This window comes from Streptomyces sp. NPDC039430 (genome assembly GCF_055639435.1).
The window spans coordinates 53,445-79,505 of sequence record NZ_JBVKAK010000003.1 but is presented as its reverse complement, the minus strand read 5'-3'; the positions used below and the strand labels follow the sequence as shown (position 1 = coordinate 79,505).

Here is a 26,061-nt window from a genome sequence, read left to right as displayed (position 1 = left end):
ATGCGGCCCAAAACCTGCCGAACCGTTACGCCTCGGCCACCTTCCTACGATCGGGGGACGACGTCCGCCGCGATCCCCTCGACCTCCGTGCCGACGGGGGCCAGCAGGAAGACGTTCTTGTCGACCCGGTGCATCCCGCTGCCGAGCCCGAAGACGACTCCGCTGCTGAAGTCCAGGATGCGTTTGGCCACATCGGGCTCCGCACCGGTCAGATCCAGCAGTACCGGAATCCGCGCGATCAGATGGTCGGCGACCTCCCGCGCGTCCCCGAACACCTGCACCCGCAGCACGATGAAACGCCGGTTCTCCGCCGTGACGTCCTCGGGGACGGTGCGGTGATCGACCCGTGAGGGCCATTCGTCGCGGCCACGCAGCGGAACGACCTGGGCCAGGCCCTCCCACTGCTCATCGGTGGCGTCGTATCCGCCGTACCTGCCGTAGCGGCTCATCGGACCACCCCGCCCGTGCACTGTGTCTGCATCCGGCCATCCTCCCGCGCCTCACCCGTTCGGCCCAACAGCGACACGGCCGGACAGCGACACGGTCCGACAGCGACACGGTCCGGAAGGACCGGCTTCGCCGCCCGTGACCGGAAACCGCCGCCGAAGTACCGCCGGAACGCCGCCGAGCACCCCCGAACCGCCGCCGGAGCGCCGCCGAGCACCCTCGAACCGTCGCCCACGTATCGCCGGAACACCGAAAGAGCGCCGCCGGAGCCGCCGACGGGACCCCGCCCCCACGACGGCGAGTCCGCCTCACCGGGGTCCCATCCTCACACCGCGCACCCAGTGCATCAACGGGGCGTCACGGACTCCCTCTTCACCTCCAGGCCCGCCGGCGCCTCGATGTGCGCCGTACCGTCGGCCGCCACCGAGATGTCCAGGCGCCCGCCCGCGACATCGAGACCCTCGACCTTCAGCGGCCGGTAGGCCTCGGCGAACGCGGGCGCGACGGTCAGGGTGCCGCCGGGGACATCGGCCGAGAGCCCCAGCGCGGACTGGAGGACCATGACGGACGAGGCGGCCGCCCACGCCTGCGGCCGGCAGGACGCCGGGTAGGGCGAGGGCACCGAGTCGGTCGCCGAGCCATGACCGGCGAACAGCTCGGGCAGCCGCGCGTCGAAGCCCGCGGAAGCGGTCAGCAGCCCCGCGGCGAGCCCCGCCGCGGCGTCCGGGAACCCGGCCCTGGTCAGCCCGTGCACCGCGATCGCGGTGTCGTGCGGCCAGATGGAACCGATGTGGTAGCCGTACGGGTTGAAGCCCACGGAGTCGCTGCTCAGGGTGCGCAGCCCATGGCCCGAGTCGAGGTCGGGCGCGCTGAGCCGGGCGGCCAGCAGGGCGCTCTCCTCGTGGTTGAGCAGGCCCGTGCCCAGCAGATGACCGAAGCCCGAGGTGACCGAGTCCACCGGCCGCTTGTCCCGGTCGAGGGCGACGGCCGGGTAGGCACCGCGCTCGTCCTCCACCCAGAAGTGGCTGCGGAACCGGTCGGACAGCCGCTCGGCCCACTCCTCCCACTGGTCGGCGCCGGGCCGGCCGAAGGCGCGCAGCAGCGCGGCGCCGCCGCGGGCCGCCTCGTAGGCGTACGCCTGGACCTCGCACAGCGCGATCGGAGAGGTGGCGAGGCGTCCGTCGCGGTGCCGGATGGAGTCGCCGGAGTCCTTCCAGCCCTGGTTGGCCAGACCGCGTCCGGTGTGGTCGATGTACTTCAGGAAGCCGTCGCCGTCGGCGTCGCCGTGGTCACGCATCCAGGCGAGGGCGGCCTCGGCGTGCGGCAGCAGCTGTTCGACCTGCTCGGGGGCGAGTCCCCAGCGCCAGGAGTCGTGCAGCAGCGTGATCCACAGCGGGGTGGCGTCCACTGTCCCGTAGTAGGACGGCGGCAGCGAGAAGCCCTCGTCGAACTCCTGGCTCCCGCGGCGCACTTCGTGCAGGATCTTGCCGGGCTGCTCCTCCGTGTCCTGGTCCGTCCTGACGCCCTGGCGGCGCGCGAGCGTACGCAGCGTACCGGCGGCGAGTCCGGTGCCCAGCGGCAGCAGCATCCGGGCCGCCCACAGGGAGTCGCGGCCGAAGAGCGTGAGGAACCAGGGGGCGCCGGCGGCCAGGAACTGGTCGGCAGGCGCCTCCGGGTCGGTGAGGCGCAGCCGGTCGAGGTCGGCGGCCGACTGGCTGAGCCAGTGGTCGAAGCGCCGGTCGGCGCTGCGCAGCACCGGGGTGCGCCAGGGGACGCTGTCCGCCGCGGGGGCGGGGAACTGGTCGCCGTCCTCGTGAGCAGCGTCACACCGCAGAACGGCCGTCCAGGCCGCGCCGGGCGCCAGCTCGATGTCGTACTCCAGCCGTCCGGACGCCGGGTCGACGGCGGTGGGCGCCGGGGTGGAGGCGAGGCGTACGGCGAACGCCTCCTTGGACCAGTCGAGTCCGTCGGCGCTGCCGGTCGCGGGAACCGGGTTCTGCGCGTGCCCGGTCTTGACGCGCTCCATCGCGGCGAGGTCGGTGGCGGCGGTGACGATCAGCCGGAGGCGGACGTTCTGCCCTCCCGCGTTGGAGACTTCGAGGGTCTCCTCCAGCCGCCCGGGGGTGACGCGCCGCCTGCGGTGCAGGGTGACCGCCGGGTCCGGGGTCTCCTCGCCGAGGCCGCGCAGTACTCCGCGGAAGGCCGCCCGGTCCGCACCGTCGAAGGCTCCGCGCACCGGCGCGATCGCGATCCCGTCGGCCTCGACCGTCAGCCGGGCCAGCGCTCTGCTGTCGCCGTGGTAGAAGCCTTCGGCGCCGCCGCCGATCTGCCCGTCCGCGTGGGAGATCACGAAGCTGGGCGCGTACAGCGTCACACAGGCGTCGTGCAGGAACGGCTGGAGGCCCTCGGCCGAGGGGACAGCCGCTGCGACGGAGTTCATAGTGTCGTGGGTCTTGACAGTGGTGGACAACAGAGCAGAACCTCTCAGTCATTGGAGCGTTCCAAGAACCCTAACGACGACTTCAGCTCGTTGACAATGGCATTTGAACGCTCCAATCAACTCGTCGTTTCGCACAAACCGTTCCGGAGACCGTCATGCCCCGCTCCCCCAACGCGCCCTCGCCCAAGGCCGGTCCAGTGACCCTGGCCATGGTCGCGCGGCGCGCCGGGGTCTCGCCGCAGACGGTGTCAAATGCCCTGAATTCGCCCGAACTCTTGCGCTCCGAGACGCTGGAGCGGGTCCAGCGCACCATCGACGAGATGGGGTACCGCCCGCACCGCGCGGCGCAGACGCTGCGTACCCGCTCCAGCAAGCTCATCGGCTACGGCATACGTCCCGCGCCGGGGAACTCGGCACCGGTGATGGACCGCTTCCTGCACGCGCTCTCCCAGGCCGCCGACGAGGCGGGCTACCGGATCCTGCTGTTCGCCTCGCCGCCCGGCAACGCCAGTCTGGACGGGCACGAGGAGCTGATCGATCTGCACAGCGTCGACGGGTTCGTGCTCAGCGGCACCGACCGCGGCGACCCCCGTCAGACCTGGCTGGCCAAGCGCGGCATACCGTTCGTGGGCTTCGGACGGATGTGGTCGGGCCGGCAGATAGGCGACTGGGCGGATGTCGACGGCGCCTCGGGCACGGACGCCGCGGTCGAACATCTGGTGGCCCTGGGGCATCGCAGGATCGCGTTCCTCGGCTGGCCACGCGGCTCCGGAGTCGGTGACGACCGGGCCGAGGGCTGGCAGCGCGCCATGCGCCGGCACGGTCTGCCGGTACGGGGCCGGCGCGCGCAGAGCCTCGACGACACCTCCTCGGCGCGGGCCGCCGTGGCACCGCTGCTCGACTCGGGTGCGACGGCCGTGATCGCCGCCAGTGACATGCTCGCGATGGGCTGCTACCAGGCGCTGCGCGAACGGAACGCCGCGCCGGGCAAGGACGTCGCCGTCATCGGCTTCGACGACTCCCCCACCGCGGCCCTGCTCTCCCCCGGTCTGTCCACCGTCGCCCAGCCGCTGGAAGCCGCGGGCCACGAGTGCGTACGTCTGCTGCTCGCCCGGATCGCGGAGCCCGGTGCCCCGCCCGAGCGTGTCCTGCTCGAACCGTCCCTTGTCGTCCGCGACAGCACGCCCGCCCCGGGAAGCTGACCGCGCCGCCACCGCCCGGGGCGAAGAACGCTCCCGGGCCCATCCCCGCACAGCACGCCCTTCCCGGGCTACTGAGCCGCACGTTCCATCTCTTCTGGAGGAATTCATGGTCACCCGCACGGCCGCCGCCGCCGCACTCGTCACCTGCGCGGCGCTCCTGGCCGCCACCGGCTGCTCGTCCAACTTCGACAGTGGCAAGGACCAGGCACAGGACAAGGCCGAGAAGCAGAAGCTGACCGTCCTGATCGCCACCTCGGGTGACGCCGAGACCCAGGCGGTGAAGGCCGCGGCCGCCTCGTACGCGAAGAAGTCCGGCAACACGGTGACCGTCGAGGTCGCCAAGGACATGAACCAGCAGCTGGCGCAGGCCTTCGCCGGGCACAAGCCGCCGGACGTCTTCTACGTCAACTCCGACCAGTTCGCGAACTACGCCAAGGGCGGCTCGCTCTACGCGTACGGCGACCAGATATCGGACGCCTCCGACTTCTCCCAGCAGCTGCTCTCGTCCTTCTCGTACGAGGGCAAGCAGGTCTGTCTGCCCAAGGACACCTCCACCCTCGGTCTCGCCATCAACTCCGACCTGTGGAAGAAGGCCGGGCTGACGGAGAAGGACTACCCGAAGACCTGGAAGGAGCTTCGGAGCGTCGCGGACAAGCTCACCGCCAATGGCGTCACCGGCCTGGTGACCAGCGACGAGTACCAGCGCCTCGGGGTCTTCATGAAGCAGGCCGGCGGCTGGCTCACCGACGCGGACCAGAAGAAGATGACGGCCGACGCCCCGGAGAACGCCGAGGGTCTCGCCTTCGTCCAGTCGATGCTGAAGTCGGGCTCGATGAAGTTCGCCAAGCAGGTGGACACCAGCTGGGGCGGCGAGGCGCTCGGCAAGGGCAAGGCCGCGATGACCATCGAGGGCAACTGGCTCGACGGCGGTATGAAGCTCGACTACCCGGACGTGAAGTACGCCGTCGCCCCGCTGCCCGCGGGTCCGAAGGGCGAGGGCACGCTCGCCTTCAGCACCTGCTGGGGCATCGCCGCCGACAGCACCCACCAGGCCGCGAGCGTCGACCTCGTCAAGCACCTGAGCTCGGCCGACCAGCAGCTCGCCTTCGCCGACGCGTTCGGTGTCATGCCGTCGCGGACGAGCGCGCTCACCACGTACGCCGAGAAGACGCCGCAGGCCAAGGCATGGGTGGACGGCAGCGCGTACGCGCAGGGCCCGGTCACGATCGCCGGCTTCGACAAGGTGCTGAGCCAGTTCAACACCGACCTCCAGTCGCTGCGCACCGCCGACCCGAAGAAGATCCTCGCCGACCTCCAGCGCAACGGCGAACAGGCGATCGCGAAGGGCAACTGAGCCCCATGCCCCTCCGTACTGTGCGCGCGGACCGCGCACACCGATCGACCGGCACGCCGGGCGAACCTGACACGCCCGGCGTGACCGGTACGACCGCGACGGCCCGTGCCCGCGCCCCGCGCGCGGGCCGTCGCGGGGACCAGCGCCGGGAAGGCACCTGGGGCTGGCTGTTCGTCAGCCCCATGGTGCTGGTCCTCGGGCTCTTCCTGGTCCTGCCCATCCTCATGGCGCTGTGGGTGAGCCTGCTGAACTGGGACGGGCAGTCCAACCCGTTCAGCGGTGAGGCCGACTTCGTGGGCCTGGACAACTACCGGACGCTGTTCACGCAGGACGGTCTCGACCGCACCCTCTTCGCGACCGCCCTGCGCAACAACGCCTATTACGTCCTGCTGACCGTGCCCCTGCAGACCGGGCTGGCGCTGGGCCTGGCCCTGATCGTCAACCAGAAGCTGCTGCGGGCGCGCGGCGCGCTGCGTACGACCTTCTTCTTCCCGTCGGTCACCAGCTCCATCGCCGTCTCCACGGTCTTCCTCTTCCTCTTCCAGGGCAGCGGGGCCGTCAACTCCCTGCTGTCGTGGATCGGGGTGAAGGGACCGAACTGGTTCGCGGACCCGCGCGGGGTGCTCTCCCTGATCCTGGGCGGCCTCGGGATCGTCGATCCCGAACGGCCCGCCGGGATGCTGGCGGACCACTCCTTCATGGGGCTCTCGTGGTTCGAGTGGCTGTCCGGCCCCTCGATCGCGATGTGCACGATCATCCTGCTGGCCGTCTGGACGACCTCGGGCACCTTCATGCTGATCTTCCTCGCGGCGCTCCAGGACATCCCCCGGGAGCTGGAGGAGTCGGCCGCCCTGGAAGGGGTCAACCGCCGTCAGCTGCTGCGGTACGTGACGCTTCCCGCGCTGCGTCCCGTGCTGTTCCTGGTGCTCACCCTGGGGCTGATCTCCACCTGGCAGGTCTTCGACCAGGTGTATGTGATGGGCCAGGGCGCCCCGGGCAACACGACGCTCACACCCGCGTTCCTGTCGTACTCCGCGGGCTTCGACAACGCGGACTTCGGGCAGGGCTCGGCGATCGCGTTCGTGCTGCTCGCCCTGATCCTCTGTCTGACCGCGTTCCAGCGCTGGGCCCTGCGGGAGCGCGGCGCACGTAAGGGGAGGAAGCGATGAGCGCCGGTGGTACGGCCGTACGCGACCGGGTCGAGCGGGCCCGGCTCCGGCGCGCCGCCCGCGACCCGGCCCGCCCGCCGGTGCTGGGACGGTTCCCGGTCCCGCTGCGGGTGCTGGGGTACGCCCTGGTGGTGGGGGTGGCGCTGCTCTATCTGCTGCCGTTCCTGCTCCAGTTGGTGACCGGTTTCAAGACGGACCCGGACGCGGCGGCGCATCCGCTCTCCCTGCTGCCGGCCACTCCGACGACGGCGGCCTATCAGCGGCTGTTCGGGCTGAGCGAGTCGGCGGACGGTGTGCCGTTCCTGCGCTGGCTCTCCAACTCGGCGCTGGTCGCGGTGATCGTGACCGCGGGCCGGGTGCTGTTCGACTCGATGGCCGGGTACGCGCTGGCGCGGCTGCGCTTCCGGGGCCGCTCGGTGCTGTTCGGCTTCGTGCTCGCCGTGATGGCGGTGCCCGGAGTGGCTCTGCTCATCCCGAAGTTCCTGGTGCTCAACACCTTCGGGATCTTCGACACGTACACCGGCATGATCCTGCCGCTGCTGGTGGACGCGGCGGGCATCTTCATCATGAAGCAGTTCTTCGAATCGGTGCCGCGCGAGGTCGAGGAGGCCGCGCGGGTCGACGGTGCGGGGGTGTTCCGGATCTTCTGGTCCGTCGTCCTGCCGATGGCCAGGCCCGCGCTGATCACGCTGACGATCCTGTCGTTCCAGGGATCGTGGAACGAGTTCACGCACTTCCTGGTCGCCACCCAGTCCGGCCAGTACGAGACGCTCACCACGGGTCTGGCCCGCTTCGTCTCGGGCGGTCTCGGCGGGGGCACGCAGTATCCGCTGAAGCTGGCGGCGGCGCTGCTCTCCACCCTGCCGGTGGCCGCGCTGTTCTTCTGCTTCCAGCGCTACTTCGTCAACGGCGCCAATTCGGGCGCGGTCAAGGAGTAGCGGTACGCGGGAACACGGCCGGAGCCGGGCTCCGGCACCGCCCCGTCGCCGGGTAGGGCGACGGGGCGGTCGCGTACTGCGCCGAAGAGGTGAAACAACCCCGGACTGTCGGCGATGTCCCACAATTCGGCGGCGCCCGCGTCGCGAATGTGTCGGTGACAGAGCGCGTACCCGCGGTGGTGCGGGCGCCGAGGAAAGAGGGGGCGTGATGGGCGCGGAGCACATCGACACCCGGCCGCTGGAACCCGCGGCGCGGGACGACATCATGGCGCTGCAGACGGCGGCGTCGCTGGAGAACCTCGCGGTGAGCGTCTACCGGACCGCCGCCGCGCTGCCGTTCGTCAAGGACGGCGACGCGACGCTCCAGGAGTTCATCGCCACCACCACCCAGCACCACGAGGAACACGCCAAGGCGTTCAACACGGCCGCCGTCCAGGCGGGCGGGCAGCCGCAGACCGGGACCGACCCGAAGTACGCGGCCGTCGTCGAGCGGGAGCTGCCGGCCGCCAGGACCCCCGAGGACGTGGTCGCGCTCGCCCTCACGCTGGAGGACGTGGCCGCGCAGACGTACACGAAGAACGTGAGCGGGGCCGGTACGGCGCGACTTCGCCGGCTCTTCGCCTCCGTCGCCCCGGTCGAGGCCCAGCACCGCGCCACGCTGCTGGTCTTTCAGTCACTGCTCGGCTCCGGCGACAGCGATCTGATCGGGATTCCGACGGACGCCGCCGCGCTGCCCGCCGCCGTCGGGACGGCCGGATTCCCGCACACCTTCTACCCGACCGGCAACGCCTCGCCTGACTCCGAAGGGGCCGTGCGGTGAACGCCGCGCCCGAAGGGGCCCGCCGGGAACCGCCCCCCGCCGGTCCCGCCGGTGAGACCGGGGCGCGCGGCCCCGGCCGCCGCGGGTTCCTGCTGGGCGCGGGAGGCGCGGGGGCCACACTCCTGCTGGCGGCCTGCTCCGGCGAGAAGGACGTGTCCTCGCGGTCGCCCGTCGACCAGGCCAGCGTGGTCGCGCACCGGGTCACCTACCCCGGCGACCTGCGGACGGCCGCGCTGGCGGTCGCGCTGGAGAACCAGGCCGTGGGCGTCTACACGTCGGCGCTCGACGCGGTCAGGGCGGGCAGGCTCGGGACCGTACCGCACGCGCTGACGAGCTTCCTCACCCGGGCGAAGGCGCAGCACACCGACCACGCCAGGGCGTGGAACGCCGTACTGACCCGCGCCGGCAAGCCCGCCCTCACGGATGTGCCGCTCTCCGACCAGAAGGAGATCACCGCCACGCTGGCCGGGGCCACCAGCGCGGCCGACGCGGCCACGCTCGCGTTGCAGCTGGAGGAACAGGCCGCGCAGACCTATCTGATGGCCACCTACAGCGTGCACCGCACCTCGGAGATCGACACCGCGGCCGCGATCGCGCCCGTCGAGGCGATGCACGCCTCGATCCTGCGCTTCATCCTGGGGCAGTACCCGGTGCCGGACGCGTTCCTGCCCGTCGACCGGGCGGCCAGAACGAGTCTGCTGACGGTGTGAGCCGGGCCGGGGCTCAGGTCCTGTCGGTGGGTGCGCGTGCCCCGGCGGCGGGCGTGCCCCTGCTCCGGTGCGAGACTCGCTGAGGGCTGTCCCGCCGTTCCCGGCGCCCGCCGGGGATGACGGGACAGCCCTCAGGCCCGTCGTACCGCTCCGGAATCGAGACACCGCCTTGCCGTTCGCCCCCGCCGCCCGTCTGTCCCTGGCTCCGCTGCTCGCGCCGGCACTGGCACTGGCACTGGCGCTCTCCGGATGCGCCGCCTCCGACTCGGCGGACGGCTCCGGCGCCGCTCCCCGGAAAACCGAGGCATCCGCCACCACCGGTCACCCGGTACGCCCGCCCCGGGCGCACGACCCCTTCGACTACCAGCTCGGCGGCGCGTACGACCCGCCCGAGGGGGTTCGTACGGTCATCAGGGACCGTACGGCGGCCCCGGATCCGGACCCCGGCGTCTACAACGTCTGCTACGTCAACGCGTACCAGACCCAGCCGGACGCCGTGGCGTGGTGGCGGAAGAACCATCCCGACCTGCTGCTACGCGACGCGGACGGCGCGATCGTCGTCGACGAGGACTGGCAGGAACCGCTGCTGGACATCTCCACCGACGACCGCCGCGACCGGCTGGCCGGCATCGTCGGCGGCTGGATCGACGGCTGCGCCGACCGGGGATTCGACGCCGTCGAGGCCGACAACCTGGACTCGTACCTGCGCTCGGACGGCCTGCTCGACCGGGCGCAGGCCGCCGCCTTCGCGCGGCTGCTGGCCGGGCGCGCCCACCGGGCGGGGCTGGCGATCGGCCAGAAGAACGCGGCGGAGATGACCGGGGTCCGGGACGGGATCGGCTTCGACTTCGCGGTCGCCGAGGAGTGCGCGCGGTACGAGGAGTGCGACGTGTACGCGGACGCCTACGACGACAGGGTGCTGGTGATCGAGTACCGGCGGGCGGACCTCACCGTCGCGTGCCGGGAGTGGGGCGACCGGCTGTCGGTCGTGCTGCGGGACCGGGACGTCGTACCGGCCGGAGAGCCCGGCCATGTCAACGCCCGCTGCTGACGGGCGCCTTGCCCGGGACACCACGCCCCCTTGCCCCGTCAGGCGTCGCGCCCCCGCTCCCGTCGCCGGGCCAGCAGTTCCTGGCGGCGCGCCTCCTCCTCGTTGAAGAGTGCCGCCAGCCGTCGCGTGTCCTCGTCGAGTTCGATGGGGGCGTCCTGGTCGTCGTCCTCGGAGATCAGCCCCTCCGCGAGGGCCCGCTGGTGCTGCACCATCACGGGAGGCTGCGGGTCGGGGTCGGAGGGGCGCGGGCCCTCGGGGCCGTCCGGCCCGATGCGGACCAGGCGTTCGATCCGTACCACCCTGAACCGCCGTCCCTCCACCTCCACTTCGTTGCCGCGCTCCGCGTCGAGCCGGTCGGCCGCGGCCACGTACGGTGCGCGACGGTCCGGTTCGAGGTCGAGCTGCCACGGGATCATGACGCGCAGCGCGACGGCGAGGGTGTCCCGCGCGCCCTGCGGTGTGGTGCACGTCCCGGTGGAGTCGGGCCGCCAGCGCCCGGACTCCTTCTCCGCCGTCATGAAGGTCGCCGGAAGGAGGACCCCTCCGGGGTGCGTCCGCGCCGCGATCCGGGAATCGTCGCGGATCTCGTCGGGTACGGTGCCCGACTTGCGTACCAGCGAGAGCAGTTCGACCTTGAGGATGCCCTCGGACATACCGGTGGCGATGACGGGGTCGAAGACGAACCCGGCGGTGGGATCCGGGGCCTTGTGCGACTCTCCGGACTCCATGGGGTCGGGATCGGTCGGGCGCGGCGGCTCCGGTCCGTCGGGTCCGGAGCGTACGTAGCACTCCGCGCGGGCGACCCGGTAACGGACACCGAGGACGGTCAGCTCGTCGAGCGTCTCCCACTCCATCCGCTCGGCGGCCCGCATGCACTCCTCGTAACCGGCACGGTCACCGGACTTCTCGCACTCCTCGGCGCGTCTGCGGAACTGCGAGCCCATGGTGTCGCGGCCGTCCTGCGGGGCCAGCCCCGAGAACGACGAGACCAGCTCCCAGCCGCCCGCCTCACGTTCGCGCACCACTCCGAAGAGCGGCCCGCCCGCCGAGAGGATGTCCGGATAGCTCTCCCGCGCCCGCCATGCCTCCACATCGGCCACCGCCTCGACCGGCCCCTCCGGTCCTGACACCCGGATCGTCCGGTACGCGGGCACGTTCTCACCAAGCTCAGCCATGCCCACGAGCATGCCCGCACGGCCGGGGCGCACGGGGCGATTCCATGGAAAGAACCACCGACCGCGTGACACGGTGCCGTACCCGTACATGCGTACGCCCATCCGGGCGGGTGGGGAGACGAACCCGCGTACGGGTCATCTCGGCCGGCGAAGGCGCCAGGGGAGTCTGAGTCCGCGGCGGGCGGCCCACCGCGGCAGCGCGGGGCCGGAGAACCGGCCGCCGTACGGTCGTGTGCCGCCGGTGTCCGCGCCGACGTCGCCGTCCGGTGCCGTGCCCGAGTCCACCGGAGGGCGCAGGCCCTCCTTGTCGTAGCGGGTCGCGGCGATCGTCGCCACGAGCTGCTCCTCGGTGAAGGTCTCGGAGCCCCGTACATGCGGGACGAAACCGACGAGGACACCGTCCTCCACCACCTCGGCCCGCAGCCCGAGCACCCCGTCGATGTCCCAGATCGCCTCGCCGCCCTCGGCGAGCACGATCTGCACCCCGCACTGGTAGACCCCCAGGTGCGCCAGATGGGCCATCACACCCCGGGCCCGCAGCGACGACACGAGACGGCCGGCACGATCCTCATCCATCCGATGGCCATCTCCCTGTGCGGCAGCTTCTGGACGGATATGTCCTCTGGCACTCATGGTAGGCCGATTTCCGGGGAGGGCGACTTCCTGTTCGGCCCTGCCCCGCCGGACCGCACGGCGACCGACGGGTCCGGCGGTCAGCGCGAGTACTGCGGCGGTACGCGCCCGGAGGCCCAGCCGGAGACCTCCGGCTCGTCCAGCGAGCGGACCCAGAGGTCCACCAGCGCGACGGTCCGCGCGTCGGGCCAGGGGCCCACGCCCATGATGCGCATCCCGGCCTGGTCCGCGGCCTGGATACCACAGTGGGAGTCCTCGATGGCCAGGGTGTCGGCCGGGTCGGCGCCGCAGAGCCTGGCCGCGGTGAGATAGACGTCCGGATGCGGCTTGGGCCGCATCTCGTCCTCGGGCACCACGATGTGCCCGAAGAGGTCGAGCAGGCCCGCGGTGTCGAGGCAGGACTCCACGACCTCCCGCGGGCAGTTGCTGGCGACGGCGAGCGGCGCGAACTGCGCCGCCATTTCCACGAGTTGGCGTGCGCCGGGCATGGTCATGGGGTTGTCGGCGACCCGGGCGCCGAAGTGCGCGAGCAGCCGGTGGGTCATCTCCTCGCCGAGGTCCGGGCGGCCTGCCTCGTCCGCCATCAGGCGCCCGCATTCGCTGTAGTGGAGCCCTTTGGCCCGCTCCGCGAAACCGGGAGCGGGGGTGAATCCGTACTCGCGCAACGCCAGAATGCGCGCGTCCTGCCAGTGGCATTCGGTGTCCATGAGAGTGCCGTCGCAGTCGAAGACGATGGCTGAGGGAGTCCAGGAAAGGATGCGTTGAGCTGTCATCCGCGTGCTTCCGTTCAGGAGTGCCCTAAAAGCGGCAGCGCTGGCCGCCGCAACGGTGCGAAACACCGCGGGCGTGTTGGTCACCCGTTGTCGGACGGGTGCGATCCCTGGCGGGCGCGGCCTTATGGAGAAGGCCAGTTCCGGCGACCGCCAGGAACATAACGATCGCTACGCTAGAGAGGACTACTCTCGGCAGTCAAGCGATTGCATTTAGTGTCTAAATCTGTTTATTGGTAGCGGAGGACGCCAAAGGCCTTCTGTTCGCCGTCCTGGAGAAAGCGGAAGACGCAGGTCGCGTGGTGCGGCACGCACAGAACGCGGGCGGCCGGGCTGTATTCGATGAAGCGCGCCGTTTTCAGCCGACCGGCGGTAGGCCGCAGCAGCCTTCCGCCGCTTTCGAAGGCCGCCGCCTGCCGGGCCGCCTCCAGCACGACCATGCCCGGAACATGATCCGACGCGTGGTCGAAGAAGAAGGGATGCCGCATATCCGCGGGGTCCACCAGCAGGGTGGCGCCCTCGGCCCCGATCACGACATCGTGCGCACCGGTCACCCCCAGCCGCCGGGCATCCGGGCGGGCCGGGGCGTCCACGCGCCCGGCGGACGGAGCGGCGGCCCCCGCGCGGCCCGCCCGCACGGTGTTGTACTGCTCGGGTTCGAGGAACCGCGCACCGCCGCCGGCCAGCGCGAAGAGCGCCCCGTCGGCCAGATAGGAGACCTGGAGACGCAGCCCGGTCGCGGACCCGTCCGGCGCGCGGCGCACATGGGCGACCCGCACCCGGCAGGTGACGCGGGTGGCGCCGGAGACCGCCCGCGGCTCGGACACGGGGTCGAGGTCGAAGAACAGATCGGTGATGATCAGACTCGCGGCGGGTGAGACCCCGAAATACCGCAGCGGAATGTAGATCCCGAGCTGACGCAGTGTCTCGACGATCATCAACGGGCTGTGCAGATCGGCGCCGTCGCGCGGAAACGTCGGATGGGAGCGGGGCCAGCAGGCGGCGGCTTCGAAATCGCCGCTTTCGGTCTGACGTACGTCGGTGAGGAGCACCTCCGCCACGGAGACGCGATGCACCATCTCGCGGTCGACGGTGCGCGACCAGGACAGCGGCCGGACTTCCCCGACGATGTCACCAACCGATGTATTCATGCGATAAGAACATCGCAATTCTCGGGTACGCGCACCCCAGCCCGCCCCCGCCACACGCCGTCACGCCCCGCACGAAAAGCCGCTACATTGCGTGCTGTCATTTATCGGAACGGGAATCCGGGGTACACGTGCAGGTTCGGGCGGAGCAGGTTCGGGCGAAAGCGACGCGCAGGTTTCTCCTGGAGGCCGCGGCACATTTGTTCGATGAGCGCGGCTATGCCGGTACCAGCATCAGCGATATCAGCGCGCGGTCAGGCCGCACCAGCGGGGCGATCTACTTCCACTACGCCAGCAAGGAGAATCTGGCCCTGGCCATTGTGGAGGAGCATTTCGCCACCTGGCCCGAGCTGATCGGCCGTTACAAGGCCGCCGACCGCCCCGCGCTGGAAAGGCTGGTCGCCCTGAGTTTCGATGTGGCCAGAGCTTTTCGCGACGATGTCGTCATCCGCGCCGGTTCCCGGCTGTGGGCGGAACGCGCCGCCATCGACGTCACGTTGCCCCGGCCGTTCGTCGGCTGGCTGGAGACGGTCACCGCGCTGCTCGAAGAGGCCCGCGCCGAGGGAGCGCTCGCCAAGGGCGTCTGTCCCGAAGTGGCCGCGCATGGACTGGTCTGCGCCTTCTTCGGGCTGCATACGGTCTCCGACGCCCTGGAGGGACGGCGGCAGATCGAGGAGGGGCTGTCGGATCTCTGGCGGCTGCTCCTGACCGCGCTTCAGACGGACCCCGACCCGGCGCTGCTGCTCGCACGGGTACGCGAGCGGGAGCGCGCGGAAGGAACGGCGGACGAGCGCCGGGCGCGGTTCGGGGACCGCGTACTCACCAAGAGCGGCTGAGCGCCCGGCCGCGCGTGTTCTCAACCAGGGCCCCTGCCCGTCGAGTTGGGACGCCGCCCGGCTCCCCTCGGGCGCGCGGTTCCCTTCGGACGCCCAGTTCTCCTCGGGGCGCCCAGTTCTCCCGGGCGCTCAGTTCTCCTCGAAGTAGGCGTCCAGGACGGCGTCGAGCTCTTCCGTCCACTGCTTGAGCCGGTTCCTGGTGTCGGCCTCGACCTCCGCGTCGAACCAGCGGCGCTCCGACACGTGCACCGTGACCGTGAACCGGCGCCCGAACCGCGGGGTCTTGATCTCGACCGCGCCGATCTCGTCCCACCAGAAGTCGGCCTCCTGGTCGTCCAGCCGGAACCGGACGCCCTCACGGTTCGCGGTGATCGAGCCGCGGCGGTCGGCGGCCTCGAAGACGGGGCCGTCCTCGGCGGGTGCGTCCTCGGCGGGTGCGTCCTTGGCGGGTGCGTCCTTGGCGGGTGCGTCCTTGGCGGGGCCGTCGCCGGAGGAAGCGCCGTCGGAGGCATCGCCGTCGGAGGAGGCGTCCTGTGAGGGGGCGTTCCCCTCCTCGGAGGCCTCCTTCGCCGCTTCGGCCGTGCCAGTGGCACCGTCCGCGTCGAGGGCGGGCTCATCGGGAACGGCCTCCGCGAGGGCGTCCGAGGGGGCGGCGCCTTCGGGCGCGCTCGCCTCGGTCTCCGCCTGCTCCGAGTCCGTCTCCGCTGTCCCGGCGGGGCGGGGGACCATGAGGCCGGGAACGTACGCCGGGTCTTTCCCCACGGCACGCTCGGGCCAGATATTCGAGTCTATGCGCTGCTCCACGTCCGGAAGTATGGACGAGAATCCTGTGCGAGCCCAGCCCGGCTCGCGTCCGGCCGCCCGTACGCGGCATCTGGCCGCTCGTACATACGCGCCTCGCTCGAACAGCAACTCCCCCCATCACATACTCTGTTACCGCTCGCGCCCACCTGGATCGCTCGAAACGGATACCCCGGCGCCGCGAGCCCCTTCACCGGTTCCTTTCCCCGCCTCCACGCCATGGGAGCGTTCAATGACGGCCCAGCTGCCCAAGCCGCAGATCGACACGAGCAAGCCCCATCCCGCCCGTGTCTACGACTTCCTCCTCGGTGGCAAGGACAACTACGCCACCGACCAGGCGGTGGGGGCACAGCTGCCCGCCGAGGCGAGGGCCGCCGCGCGGCAGAACCGTGCCTTCATGCGCCGCGCGACCGCCTGGCTGGCGCTCAGCGGGATCGACCAGTTCCTCGACATCGGCACCGGTATCCCGACCAAGCCGAACCTGCACCAGATCGTCCAGGAGATCAATCCGAAGGCGCGGGTCGTCTACACCGACAACGATCCCATCGTCCTGCGGCACGCCGAGGCCCTGCTGGTCAGTGCGCCGGAAGGCGCCACCGACTACATCCAGGCGGATGTCCGCGAGCCGCGGGCGATCCTGGAGCACGCCCAGGGGTTCCTGGATTTCAGCCGCCCGATCGCGCTCTCCCTCATCGCCCTCATGCACTTCATCCCGGAGGACGAGAAGCCGTACGACATCGTCGGCACGCTGGTGGAGGCCCTGCCCAGCGGCAGCTATCTGGTGCTCTCGCACGCCGCGTCCGATCTCTATCCGGAGCTGGTGGAACAGGTGGTCGCGCAGTACAAGCGGGGCGGCATCACGCTGGGCTTCCGTACCCGCGCGGGGGTGGCGCGGTTCTTCGAGGGCATGGACCTCGCGGAGCCGGGACTGGTCACGGCTCCTCACTGGTACAAGGGCACGGCCGCGCCGACGGAAGAGGAGAGCGGCGGGTACGACAGCGGCATCTACGCCGGAGTCGCCCGCGTACGCTGACCTGCCCGTCGGTCCATCGCTCCATCGGTCCATGGCTCCGTCGTCGCGTCGTCGCGTCGTCGCGTCGCTCCGTCGTCGCGTCGGGATCGGCTCGTTTTGCCCGGGAGGGCGTGGTCCGGGGACACTGCGTGGTGCCGCAGATCCCCCCACACCCCGAAGGCAGCCTGACCGCTCATGCACGACCAGACCCCGCCCGACACCTCGGCCCGTACCGACCCGGACCGGACGGCTACGGATTCGGATACGGGCACAGCCACGGCCACGGCCGCGGCGGCCGCTCGGACACCGCTCGCCGGCGGGCTCAAGCAGCGCCATCTGACCATGCTCGGCCTCGGCGGGGTCATCGGCGCCGGGCTCTTCGTCGGCTCGGGGGCCGGGATCGCGATGGCCGGGCCCGGGATCGTCGTCTCGTATCTGATCGCGGGCGCGCTCGCGATGTGTGTGATGCGGATGCTGGGCGAGATGTCGGCCGCGATGCCGTCGTCGGGCTCGTTCTCCGTGTACGCCGAGCGGGCGCTCGGCCGGTGGGCGGGGTTCAGCGCGGGCTGGCTGTACTGGTTCCTGCTGGTCGTCGTCCTCGCGGTGGAGGCGACGGGCGCGGCGCGGATCGCGAACGGCTGGCTGCCCTCGGTGCCGCAGTGGGCGTGGGTGCTGGTCTTCATGGTGTTCTTCACCGGCACGAACCTCGCCGCCGTGAAGAACTTCGGCGAGTTCGAGTTCTGGTTCGCCGCCCTGAAGGTGTTCGCGATCGTCGCGTTCCTGGTGCTCGGACTGCTGGCGGTCTTCGGCCTGCTGCCCGACACCGACCCCGTCGGCTTCACCCACCTCGCGGGACAGGACGGCTTCCTGCCCGGCGGCTGGCAGGGCGTCATCTCCGGTGTGCTCGCCGTCGTCTTCGCCTTCGGCGGCCTGGAGGTGGTCACGATCGCGGCGGCGGAGTCCGACGACCCGGTGCGCTCGGTGTCCCGGGCGGTGCGCAGCGCGGTGTTCCGGATCCTGTTCTTCTACGTCGGTTCGATGCTGGTCATCGTGACGGTGCTGCCCTGGACGGCGCAGCGGGCCGGGCTGAGTCCGTATGTCACCGTCCTCGACGCCATCGGCATCCCGTCCGCCGCGCAGATCATGAACATCGTGGTGTTCGTGGCCCTGCTGTCGGCGCTCAACGCCAACCTCTACGGATCGTCCCGGATGGTCTTCTCGCTGGCCGAACGGGGCGAGGCGCCGCGGTCCCTGCTGACGGTGAGCGGCGGCGGTGTGCCCCGGCGGGCGGTCCTCGCGTCCGTGGCGTTCGGCTTCGTGTCGGTGCTGCTCAATCTCCGCTGGCCCGACTCGGTCTTCCTGTACATGCTCAACGCGGTCGGCGCGGTGCTCCTCTTCGTCTGGGCCTTGATCGCCGTGTCGCAGCTGCGGCTGCGGCGCCGTATCGAGCGGGAGGCACCGGAGCGGCTGGTGCTGAGGATGTGGCTCTTCCCGGGGCTGACATGGGCCACGCTCGCCGCGATGGCGGTCGTCTTCGGTCTGATGCTGACGAATGACGCGGCGCGCCCGCAGCTGCTGTGGTCCCTGGGCGCGGCGGCGCTGGTGCTGGCGGCGGCTGGGGTACGGGAGCTGCGCGCGCGGCGCGCCTGGCCGGGGAGCGGCGGGGACACGGGACACGGGACGGGGACACGCGCGAACGCCGGCAGGCCGGACAGGCCCTGAGGGCTGTCCGGCCTGCCGCGACGGGCGTGAGGGCCTGTCAGTAGGGGCCGTTCACGTTGTCGATCGAGCCGTAGCGGTCGGCCGCGTAGTTGCTCGCGGCGGTGATGTTGGCGACCGGGTCGTAGCTGTCCGTCGACGTACCGGGCACGTGGTAGGCCTGGAACGTCGGGTCGATGACCTGCAGGAGGCCCTTGGACGGGGTGCCGGCGGCGGCGTTCGAGTCCCAGTTGTTGATGGCGGACGGGTTGCCCGAGGACTCGCGCATGATGTTGCGGTAGATGCCGTCGTAGGAGCCGGGGATGCCGTGCTGCGCCATGACGTCCAGCGACTCCCGGATCCAGCCGTCCAGGTCGTCGGTGTACGTCGTCGCGGCCGTCTGGGTGGCGGCGCCCGTATCGGCTGCGGCGCTCGCGTCGGTGGTGGCGCTCTCGTCGGCCGTTGAGTCGGCGGTGGAGTCGGCAGGGGCCTCCGACGCGGAGTCCGCCGCGAGCGTCAGCGTGAGACCGGGGTGGATCAGCGACGGGTTGCCGCCGATGACGTCACGGTTGTCCTCATAGAGCTTCTGCCAGCCGCCGCTGATCGAGTACGTGTCCGCGATCCTGGACAGCGAGTCCCCCCAGACCACGGAGTAGGTCGCCGGGACGTCCGTCTGAACGGCGGCGGCCGGAGCCATGGACACCTTGGCGTCGGCGGTGGCGGCGGTGTGCGCCGGGGCCGCTTCCGCGGTGGTCGCGGCCAGCAGGGGGAAGGCGAGTACGGCACCGCCCGTGCCCGCGGTGACGAGGCCTCTGGCGACGGGGTTGTTCTTGGGACGACGGTGCTTAGCCTTTGAGGCCATGACGAATTCCTCTCCTCCGCCTGCGAGGTGAGCTGTCGGGTTCGAGCTGGAGATGCCCGGCCGCACTGTGAATGCGGCTTCACCCCAAGCCGGCCCGTAGTACGGATCGGCGACTTACCTGGGTCCCCCGCTCCTGCCGTACGTGGGTGGGTGTGGGTTTCCGGACGGCGGCAGGATTCGGCGTTCCATCCGGAGTGACGAGAACGTAAGCGAGGACGCCCGGACGAAACAAGCCCTGAATTCACAACGGAATCCAATTCACGATTCCAACCCGGAAAGATCTCGTTACCCACCCGATACCGGGGCTCTCAACTCGCCTTCTCCGTGGACGAAATGAACGAGGAGGCGGCGCTCGCAACCCGGCACTTACGTGACACACATCACGCCCATGACGGAAATGTCCAGCTCACGGGGGTTCCAAGGGAGTGGAAAGTCACATGAACGCTACATAAATGGACTTCGGGGAGAACGGAGATAAATCGCCCATAAAGGAGCGATCCGGCCTGGTCGGTCCGGCCTCGACAGTCCCACCCATGACTGGAAATTCGGGCGTCCCACCGGGCGCCGAATCGCGCTTGATCACGTAATTCGGAAGCCGCCGGGGACGGCCCCTCGCGGACCCCGGCGGACCCCGGCGGATCCCGGGCGAGCCGCTTCTCACGGCAATTGCACCGCTCAACGCCATTGAATTGGCGGAGCCGTGCGCGTTTCTGACCTTCTGTCGTTTCCGAACACGGTCGTGCCACGCGTCAGTTCCGTGGCAGCCTTTCACCGAAGAGTGGATCGAAATCGGCGACCACCCTTCAGCAAAAGGCAGTTCGCGGCCGAAGGGGGAGCGTGGCCGGTCCCACGCTCCCCCTTCGGCCGCCTGCGCGCACCGCGCGCGCGTCCGGCGCTATATGCCCAACTCGGCGAGCCGGCGCGCCGGTTCGTTGCGCCGCCAGGCGATGACCAGGAAGGCGATCAGCCCGAGGACGGGCAGGGCGCAGACGCTCCAGCTCAGCGACAGGGGCGGGCCCGGCTGGTCGAGGACGGTCAGGTGCTTGAGGGTCCCCGTGCCATGACCCTCGGGGCCGTCGATGGCGAAGGTGAGCGCCACGTCGCCCGGGTCGGGGAAGGACTTGATGTCCAGACCCCAGACATCGAGTTTGCGGGGGTGGCGTGCCAGCGGCGTGACGCGGTCATCGGAGTCGAGGCCGGTGGCGTCACGGGTGAGCGTGCCGGATTTGCCCGCTATCCCCCCTTCGGGGGCGAAGGTGAAGTCCAGCGACTGCATGGCACGCAGCGGCCAGGTGGAGAACCCGACGGTCAGGCTGTACGGGCCCGCCTGTACGCGTTCCGTGTGCACGATCCCGACCGGCTCGTAGGCGGCGGCAGGCGCGGCCGACGCGAAGAGCAGGGCCGCCACCGCGGACAGCGCGAGGACCAGGGAGCGTACGCGGCGGGCCGGGGGCCGGCGAGCGGTGGTGCGTGAGGACGGCGCCGGGGCGGGGCCGGTGAGAGGGCTGTGCACGGATCAGTTGCCTTCCGGGCTGGAGGTCGGGGTATTGGCGCGCAGGATGACGGCGAAGCGCGCGCCGAGGAAGCCGGCGAGGGCGCCGAAGGCCAGGCCCACGACGGCGGCGGTCAGCAGACCGGCGGCGTCGGGAGTGCCGGAATCACCGAGCAGGGACTTCTGGAGGAGCACCGAGACGCTGATCACCAGTCCGCCGGACGCGCCCAGGAGCTGGGGCAGCCACCGATTCGACCAGCCACGCGTCGAGCCCAGCCACAGCAGTGTTTCGATGACCGCCGCCGCCAGGAGCATGAACATGGGGATGCTCGCGGGCAGTTCCGGGGCCTTGTCGCCGAGGTTGTCGCGCAGCGGCAGGCCCTGCGAGGCGGCGTAGACGTGGGAGGCCCACGGGGAGAACCACCACAGGAAGCCCTGGATGGCGGCGAGGGTGCCGCTGATGGCGAGGACGGCTCCCCTGCCGAGGGTGAGCCCTCCCATGATGACCAGGAGGACGGCGAAGAAGACGGTGCCCGCGACGACCGGTTCGAAGGGCAGGGGCAGGGCGGCGAAGGCGTTGGTGGTGATGGGGCTGAACGTCATCAGGACAGGGATGCTGACGATCAGTCCGACCCGGCCCCAGCGTTCCGCGCGGGCCGCGGCGAAGACGATGACGCTGCCGACCATCGTGAGCGAGACCGAGATGAACAGCCCGACGTGCGGTGGTGAGTCGAGTACGGCGTCGAATCCGTACAGCGAGTGCCACCACAGATCCAGCAGCCCGTAGAGCAGGAAGAGCGCACCGCCCGTCCCGGCGACCAGATAGCCCAGGGGCGCCGTGAAGGTCCCGCCGAACACCCGGACGGGGCTGCCGCCGACGGCTCGCTCGGCCGGCCGTCCCGCGCGCTGCGCGGCGGTGGCCCGCACCACCATGACCAGGCTGGTGAGACCGGCGACAGCGCTGCCGGAGTACAGCAGGAGATGGGAGAGGGTGAAGAAGGTGTCCGGGCCGATGTCGACGTGCCATTGGACGTCCCAGCTGATGCCGATCAGTGACACCAGCGTGCCGGCCAGTACGAGGTAGGCGCCGAGGACGCCCGGCTGCCCGTACGTCCGGACGAGGCCCGCGCGGCGTGGCCGGGCCAGGTCGTGGGGAACGGTTGCGGAGAGGGGGTTCATCGCGGCTTCTTTCCGGTGGGGGGGGTGGGTCGTCGGTCGCGTACGGGGGTAACGGGGCCGCTCAGCCGGTGACGGTGAGGGGGAAGACCAGGCGCTCCCGGCGTCCGTCGCCTTCGATGCCGATCAGGAGTTCCCAGCGGCCGGGCATCATCAGATGGACGCCGGAGACGCGGTAGCCGCCTCTCCCGTCCGGGGTCGCGGTGGCCGCGGGGGTCGCGTGTCCCGCGGTGGGCAGGACGGCCTGCGCCGTGACGACCGTCGCCGGGCCGGTGGCCGCGGTGTTCCGACGAGGCGTCAGGCGGACGTCGACGGTGGCTGTACCGGTACGGGGAGGGGAGACGGTGAGGGTCACCACCTCCCGGGCGGTGCCGCCGGTCAGGGTCGTATCGGTGGCGCGGCCCGGCAGGATCGACCCGATCGCCAGTACGGACGCCACGACGGCGGCCAGGGCGGCCGCGCCGAGCAGCCCCCGGCGGACCGGCGGCGCGAGAGGTCCGGTCATGGCGTGCCCCCTGAGGGTGAGGCGACCTGGAGCAGATAGGGGACGGTCAGGATGGTGTTGTCCCGCTCCGCCTGGATCCAGACGCGGTAGTGGCCGGGGGCCGGGAAGGTGTGGACGAACGTGGCGTCCGGGCCGTAGGCGGCGACGGTCTCGTCGGCCGGGCTGTCGCCGTTGAGAGGCATGAGGCCGCTCATCGATCGCGTATCCGAGGAACCTCCCGGCGTCCGGTCCGGGCGCGTGCCGCTCATGCCCGCCATGTCATGCCCGGAGTGTGCCGCATGTTCGGAATGCTCCGATTCAGGAGACATGCCGCCCATGGAGTGGGCATGGGCCCAGACCTCGGCGCCGTGGGCCGCTTCTCCCAGTCCGGTGGTGCGGGTCGCGTCCGCCCGGGACAGCGGTCCGACGACGATCATGTGCCCGACCATGCCGAGCCAGGGCTGCAAGGTCGCCGTGTCCCCGAAGCGGGCGGTCAGCACACTGGGCCTGCCCGCGGTCAGTGACGGCGCGGTGAGCCGTACCGGTACGCCCCCGACGGTCCGCGTGGTGCCGGGACCCGACGGCGGCTCCGGGGCGGGTGTGGCGCCGGGGGAGGTGGCCCGTACGGCGCCGCCCGGCGCGGGGCCCGGGGGCTTCTCCGCCTCGAACCCGGTGGCGGAGCGAATCTGCTGTACGCCCCCTCCCCGCCGGGCGAACTCGGCGGACACCGCGTAGTGACCTGCCATGGGCAGCCGCAGCCGTACCTCGAAGGCACCGGGTCCCGTCCTGATGGGGTGCAGATGCCGGAGCTCACCGGACGGCCCGATCACCAGCAGATGCACCAGCGCCCCGTCGTGGACGACGAGATCGTCCGCGGGCAGGCCGGTGGAGCCGTCGTACAGGGAGAAGCGCAGGTCCGCGGCGTCCCCGGCGCCGGCGGTCACGGGCCGCAGGACGAAGGAGGCCGGTGGACGTGAGTAGTCGCCCGTCAGCGGTCTGACGACGGAGTAGGGGCGGGCGACGCCGTCGATGGTGGGATCCACCTGCTGCCCCTGCTCGGGCGGCAGGGGCAGGGAGGCGGAGAGCAGCGCTCCGGTGACCGCCGTGGCGAGCGCGGCGACCGCCCCGCCCGCGGGCACCGTCACCCACCAGCCCCGGCGGGCACGGACCGCGACGACGAGCGTGATCAGGATGAGGACCCCCGCCGTGACGAAGCCCGCGTACACGGTGAGTTCGGGCGGGGAGGCGGTCTGCGCGGGGACGACGAAGGGGATCCTCGCCGTACGCCGGCCGTCGTCGACCGACAGCTCCCACGGCCCGGCTCCGTCGACACGCAGAACGGCGGAGTACGAGCCCGGGGTGGCGCCCAGGGTGACGGAGGCCGTGCTGGTGGCGGTGCCGGAGGTGGCCGCCGCCGAGGCGTTCGTGGAGACGCCTGTCGGGGCGGCCGCGAGCCGGAGCCGTCCTGCGGGCGTGCCCGTGTGGGTGAGCACATCCACATGGAGCGGTCCGGGGACACCGGTGACGCGGCGCAGCGTGACCGTCAGCTCGCGGTCGCCGAGCGTCTGGGCGACCTGAAGGTCCCCGCCGCCCGATCCGCCGTCCGCCCCGGCGGGGGGACTCGCCGCGAACAGCAGACCCACGGCGCACAGCAGCACGGCCACCAGCGCGCACGGGCGGCGTTTGAGTACGTTGTCGTTCATCCCGGCAGAGATTAGGAACCCCGCCGGACGCCGTCGTCACGGAGACAGGGGACCCCGGGTCCCCCGTGCGGGGGACCCGCCGGTACGCACGGCCCGGCATCATCGGGGCAGGCGGCACCACCACGCGGTACGGGCAGCCACGCGGTACGGACGGCACAGGCGGCAGGCTGCCCGGCGCGACACGGAATCGAGACGGCGTATGAGGAACCTTCGGCGCGATACGGCGCCGCGGCCCGCGCGGAGGAGGGTGCGCGGTCTGGGCGGCGCGCTGCTCGCGGGCGCCCGCGACATCAGCGGACCCCTGACCCGTCAGTCCCTGCTGGTCGCCGTGGTCTGCGTGGTGGTGGACTCCCTGTCGTTCCGGTTCGAGGGCTTCCACTCCTACCCCGGCCTCTGGAAGTGGCTCGTCCTGGCGGCGATCGTGCTCGTGGACGCGGCGCTGGCCACCTCGGCCCGGAGGTCGGGGGTGGTGGCGCTCGCCCAGGCGGCCCTGCTGGTGACCTGCGCGGCCTTCCTCCCCGACGGCCGGCCCCTGCCCGATCTCAACGACGCGGGCCTCCTCATCTCGGCGTACCGCGCGGGCGCCTGGCTGACACTGCGCCCGGCCGCCGTATCGCTGGCCGGTCTGGCAACCGGAATCGTCGCGTCGAATCTGATCGCCGGCGCGGGGCTCGCCCAGATCCATCTGCTCCTCATCCAGGCGATGCAGAACGCCCTGCTGCCCTGGCTGGTGGGCCGCTACACCACCACACGCCGGGCGTATATCGCCGAGCTGGAGCAGCGTTCGGAGCGCGAGCGGAACCACGCCAGGCAGGCGCTGACCGAGGCGATCGCGGAGGAGCGCAGCGCCATCGCCCGCGATCTGCACGATGTGATCGCCCACCATGTCAGCGCGATCGGTGTGCACGCGGGCGCCGCCCGCCTGGGGCTCACCGCCTCCCCCGACACCACGGCGCTCGCCGGCTCGCTGACCGCCGTCGAGAAGTCAAGCCGCGCCGCCATGCTCGATCTGCGGCGGCTCCTGGACTTCCTGCACGGCAACCACGCCCGGGGTGCGCGCCAGCCCGGTCTGGACAACATCGACGAGCTCCTGCGCGCCGTGGACGCCGCGGGGCTGACGGCGCGTCTCACCACGCGCGGCACCCCTCCCGTACTCCCGGAGTCCCTGGACATCGCCGTATACCGGATCGTGCAGGAGCTGCTCACCAATGCCCTGCGGCACGGGGACGGCAGCCGGGTGGAGATGGAGCTGGCCTACACGGACACCTCGCTCACCGTGACCGCCGCCAACCCCCTCCCCCGCCCCCTCCGGCCGCGCCGCCCGCCCGACTCCGCGCAGCGCGGACTGGCCGGGATACGCGGCCGGGCCGCTCTGTTCAACGGGTCGGCCACCTACGGCCCGACGCCCGACGGCACCGCCTGGACCACCGCGGTGGCCTTCCCCCTGGACCGCTCATGAGCCCCCGGGACCCGGCCATGAAGGTGCGCATCCTGCTCTCGGACGACCACGCCATGTTCCGTTCCGGGCTGCGCGCCGTCCTGGAGACGCAGCCCGATCTTGAGTGTGTCGCGGAGGTCGCCGACGGCGGCACGGCGGTGAGCGAGGTCATCAGGCTCCGCCCCGACGTGGCCATCCTCGACATCCGGATGCCGCGCCTGGACGGGCTGCGGGCCACCGAAAGCATCCTGGCCCGCCCGGACAACACCACCAAAGTGATCGTTCTGACCACCTACGACGACGACGCGTACGTCTACCAGGCCCTGCGGGCCGGAGCCAGCGGCTTCCTCCTCAAGAGCCTGCCGCCGGAAGAGCTCATCGCGGCGGTACGCGTCGCGGCCCGGGGGGACGCTCTCATCGACCCGTCGGTGACCCGGCGCCTGATCGGCCGTTTCACCGGCAGCATCGCGCCGCCCCCGGCCCCGCCAGAACTCGACCAGCTCACCGCCCGTGAGTACGAGGTGCTGCTCCAGCTGGCCGCCGCGCACAGCAACGCAGAGATCGCCGCCCGGCTGGGCATCGGCGATGAAACGGTCAAGACCCATGTCTCCCGGATCCTCACCAAGCTCGGTCTGCGCGACCGCGTCCACGCGGTGGTCTACGCCCATCTCCACGGCCTCGCCCGACGTCCGGGCTGACGGG

The 26,061-nt window shown here is 71.3% G+C and carries 24 protein-coding genes and 1 riboswitch; of the genes, 12 read left to right on the top strand and 12 right to left on the bottom strand.

Annotated elements, in window-relative coordinates:
* Positions 1–44: 44 nt before the first annotated feature.
* Both ACZ7LS_RS09590 and ACZ7LS_RS09585 read right to left on the bottom strand, forming a co-directional pair.
* Positions 45–449 carry a cell division protein SepF gene (locus tag ACZ7LS_RS09590; RefSeq protein ID WP_382526283.1) on the bottom strand — a complete coding sequence of 135 codons (405 nt, stop codon included), beginning with the start codon at positions 447–449 and terminating at the stop codon, positions 45–47.
* 344 nt (positions 450–793) lie between these two features.
* Entirely contained in the window at positions 794–2,887 is a 2,094-nt protein-coding gene (locus tag ACZ7LS_RS09585) for an amylo-alpha-1,6-glucosidase (RefSeq protein WP_385134355.1), read from the bottom strand.
* A 155-nt stretch (positions 2,888–3,042) separates the two neighbouring features.
* Here ACZ7LS_RS09585 and ACZ7LS_RS09580 point away from each other — a divergent pair, with 155 nt between their 5' ends.
* From ACZ7LS_RS09580 to ACZ7LS_RS09550, 7 genes are all read left to right on the top strand, one after another.
* Positions 3,043–4,089, top strand: coding sequence for a LacI family DNA-binding transcriptional regulator (locus ACZ7LS_RS09580; RefSeq protein ID WP_382526277.1), 1,047 nt, complete (start codon positions 3,043–3,045; stop codon positions 4,087–4,089).
* Between the two features lie 106 nt (positions 4,090–4,195).
* Entirely contained in the window at positions 4,196–5,443 is a 1,248-nt protein-coding gene (locus ACZ7LS_RS09575; RefSeq protein ID WP_385134358.1) for a sugar ABC transporter substrate-binding protein, read from the top strand.
* Between the two features lie 80 nt (positions 5,444–5,523).
* Entirely contained in the window at positions 5,524–6,612 is a 1,089-nt protein-coding gene (locus ACZ7LS_RS09570; RefSeq protein WP_382526271.1) for a carbohydrate ABC transporter permease, read from the top strand.
* The gene (locus tag ACZ7LS_RS09565; RefSeq protein WP_382526268.1) at positions 6,609–7,550 is read left to right on the top strand and encodes a carbohydrate ABC transporter permease; all 942 of its coding nucleotides are present in this window, start codon (positions 6,609–6,611) and stop codon (positions 7,548–7,550) included. Before ACZ7LS_RS09570 ends, ACZ7LS_RS09565 begins: the two co-directional genes overlap by 4 nt.
* A 208-nt stretch (positions 7,551–7,758) precedes the next feature.
* The gene (locus ACZ7LS_RS09560; protein WP_382666001.1) at positions 7,759–8,370 is read left to right on the top strand and encodes a ferritin-like domain-containing protein; all 612 of its coding nucleotides are present in this window, start codon (positions 7,759–7,761) and stop codon (positions 8,368–8,370) included.
* Positions 8,367–9,080 (top strand): ferritin-like domain-containing protein, encoded by a 714-nt coding sequence (locus ACZ7LS_RS09555; RefSeq protein ID WP_385134362.1) that lies wholly within the window; start codon positions 8,367–8,369, stop codon positions 9,078–9,080. The genes ACZ7LS_RS09560 and ACZ7LS_RS09555 overlap by 4 nt, the downstream gene beginning before the upstream one ends.
* 169 nt (positions 9,081–9,249) lie before the next feature.
* Complete coding sequence (locus ACZ7LS_RS09550; RefSeq protein WP_382871732.1) at positions 9,250–10,131, top strand: endo alpha-1,4 polygalactosaminidase; 882 nt, start codon at positions 9,250–9,252, stop codon at positions 10,129–10,131.
* 38 nt (positions 10,132–10,169) lie between these two features.
* Here ACZ7LS_RS09550 and ACZ7LS_RS09545 read toward each other — a convergent pair whose 3' ends face one another.
* The 4 genes from ACZ7LS_RS09545 to ACZ7LS_RS09530 all read right to left on the bottom strand — a co-directional run bounded on the left by ACZ7LS_RS09545 (position 10,170) and on the right by ACZ7LS_RS09530 (position 13,860).
* Positions 10,170–11,306 carry a DUF5954 family protein gene (locus tag ACZ7LS_RS09545; protein ID WP_382666005.1) on the bottom strand — a complete coding sequence of 379 codons (1,137 nt, stop codon included), beginning with the start codon at positions 11,304–11,306 and terminating at the stop codon, positions 10,170–10,172.
* Positions 11,307–11,441: 135 nt separating this feature from the next.
* On the bottom strand, positions 11,442–11,882 hold the full coding sequence (locus ACZ7LS_RS09540) for a hypothetical protein (RefSeq protein WP_382526253.1): 441 nt from the start codon (positions 11,880–11,882) through the stop codon (positions 11,442–11,444).
* Between the two features lie 137 nt (positions 11,883–12,019).
* Complete coding sequence (locus ACZ7LS_RS09535) at positions 12,020–12,712, bottom strand: HAD family hydrolase (protein WP_382526250.1); 693 nt, start codon at positions 12,710–12,712, stop codon at positions 12,020–12,022.
* Positions 12,713–12,939: 227 nt separating this feature from the next.
* The gene (locus ACZ7LS_RS09530) at positions 12,940–13,860 is read right to left on the bottom strand and encodes a ScbA/BarX family gamma-butyrolactone biosynthesis protein (RefSeq protein WP_382526247.1); all 921 of its coding nucleotides are present in this window, start codon (positions 13,858–13,860) and stop codon (positions 12,940–12,942) included.
* Positions 13,861–14,057: 197 nt separating this feature from the next.
* On the opposite strand from ACZ7LS_RS09530, the gene ACZ7LS_RS09525 reads away from it, so the two are divergent.
* Positions 14,058–14,693 (top strand): ScbR family autoregulator-binding transcription factor, encoded by a 636-nt coding sequence (locus tag ACZ7LS_RS09525; RefSeq protein WP_382526244.1) that lies wholly within the window; start codon positions 14,058–14,060, stop codon positions 14,691–14,693.
* 129 nt (positions 14,694–14,822) lie between these two features.
* Here the strand turns inward: ACZ7LS_RS09525 and ACZ7LS_RS09520 are convergent, their stop codons facing one another.
* Positions 14,823–15,497, bottom strand: coding sequence for a hypothetical protein (locus tag ACZ7LS_RS09520; RefSeq protein ID WP_385134368.1), 675 nt, complete (start codon positions 15,495–15,497; stop codon positions 14,823–14,825).
* Positions 15,498–15,726: 229 nt separating this feature from the next.
* Here ACZ7LS_RS09520 and ACZ7LS_RS09515 point away from each other — a divergent pair, with 229 nt between their 5' ends.
* Positions 15,727–16,527 (top strand): SAM-dependent methyltransferase, encoded by an 801-nt coding sequence (locus ACZ7LS_RS09515; protein WP_382666012.1) that lies wholly within the window; start codon positions 15,727–15,729, stop codon positions 16,525–16,527.
* Between the two features lie 321 nt (positions 16,528–16,848).
* Entirely contained in the window at positions 16,849–18,228 is a 1,380-nt protein-coding gene (locus ACZ7LS_RS09510) for an amino acid permease (protein ID WP_385134381.1), read from the top strand.
* A 37-nt stretch (positions 18,229–18,265) separates the two neighbouring features.
* Here ACZ7LS_RS09510 and ACZ7LS_RS09505 read toward each other — a convergent pair whose 3' ends face one another.
* The 5 genes from ACZ7LS_RS09505 to ACZ7LS_RS09485 all read right to left on the bottom strand — a co-directional run bounded on the left by ACZ7LS_RS09505 (position 18,266) and on the right by ACZ7LS_RS09485 (position 23,921).
* Entirely contained in the window at positions 18,266–19,066 is an 801-nt protein-coding gene (locus ACZ7LS_RS09505; protein ID WP_382871745.1) for a transglycosylase SLT domain-containing protein, read from the bottom strand.
* A 4-nt stretch (positions 19,067–19,070) separates the two neighbouring features.
* A riboswitch (cyclic di-AMP (ydaO/yuaA leader) is annotated at positions 19,071–19,225 on the bottom strand.
* A gap of 736 nt (positions 19,226–19,961) precedes the next feature.
* Complete coding sequence (locus ACZ7LS_RS09500; protein WP_385136872.1) at positions 19,962–20,579, bottom strand: hypothetical protein; 618 nt, start codon at positions 20,577–20,579, stop codon at positions 19,962–19,964.
* A 3-nt stretch (positions 20,580–20,582) separates the two neighbouring features.
* Positions 20,583–21,737 carry a hypothetical protein gene (locus tag ACZ7LS_RS09495; RefSeq protein ID WP_385136870.1) on the bottom strand — a complete coding sequence of 385 codons (1,155 nt, stop codon included), beginning with the start codon at positions 21,735–21,737 and terminating at the stop codon, positions 20,583–20,585.
* A gap of 61 nt (positions 21,738–21,798) precedes the next feature.
* Positions 21,799–22,239 (bottom strand): hypothetical protein, encoded by a 441-nt coding sequence (locus tag ACZ7LS_RS09490; protein ID WP_382666017.1) that lies wholly within the window; start codon positions 22,237–22,239, stop codon positions 21,799–21,801.
* Entirely contained in the window at positions 22,236–23,921 is a 1,686-nt protein-coding gene (locus ACZ7LS_RS09485) for a hypothetical protein (RefSeq protein ID WP_385136868.1), read from the bottom strand. The genes ACZ7LS_RS09490 and ACZ7LS_RS09485 overlap by 4 nt, the downstream gene beginning before the upstream one ends.
* 247 nt (positions 23,922–24,168) lie before the next feature.
* Here ACZ7LS_RS09485 and ACZ7LS_RS09480 point away from each other — a divergent pair, with 247 nt between their 5' ends.
* Together ACZ7LS_RS09480 and ACZ7LS_RS09475 are read left to right on the top strand one after the other, a co-directional pair.
* Positions 24,169–25,380, top strand: a complete 1,212-nt coding sequence (locus ACZ7LS_RS09480) for a sensor histidine kinase (RefSeq protein WP_385136866.1) — start codon at positions 24,169–24,171, stop codon at positions 25,378–25,380.
* A 17-nt stretch (positions 25,381–25,397) separates the two neighbouring features.
* A complete protein-coding gene (locus ACZ7LS_RS09475) occupies positions 25,398–26,057 on the top strand; it encodes a response regulator (RefSeq protein WP_385341560.1) in 660 nt (219 codons plus the stop codon).
* Positions 26,058–26,061: the final 4 nt, after the last annotated feature.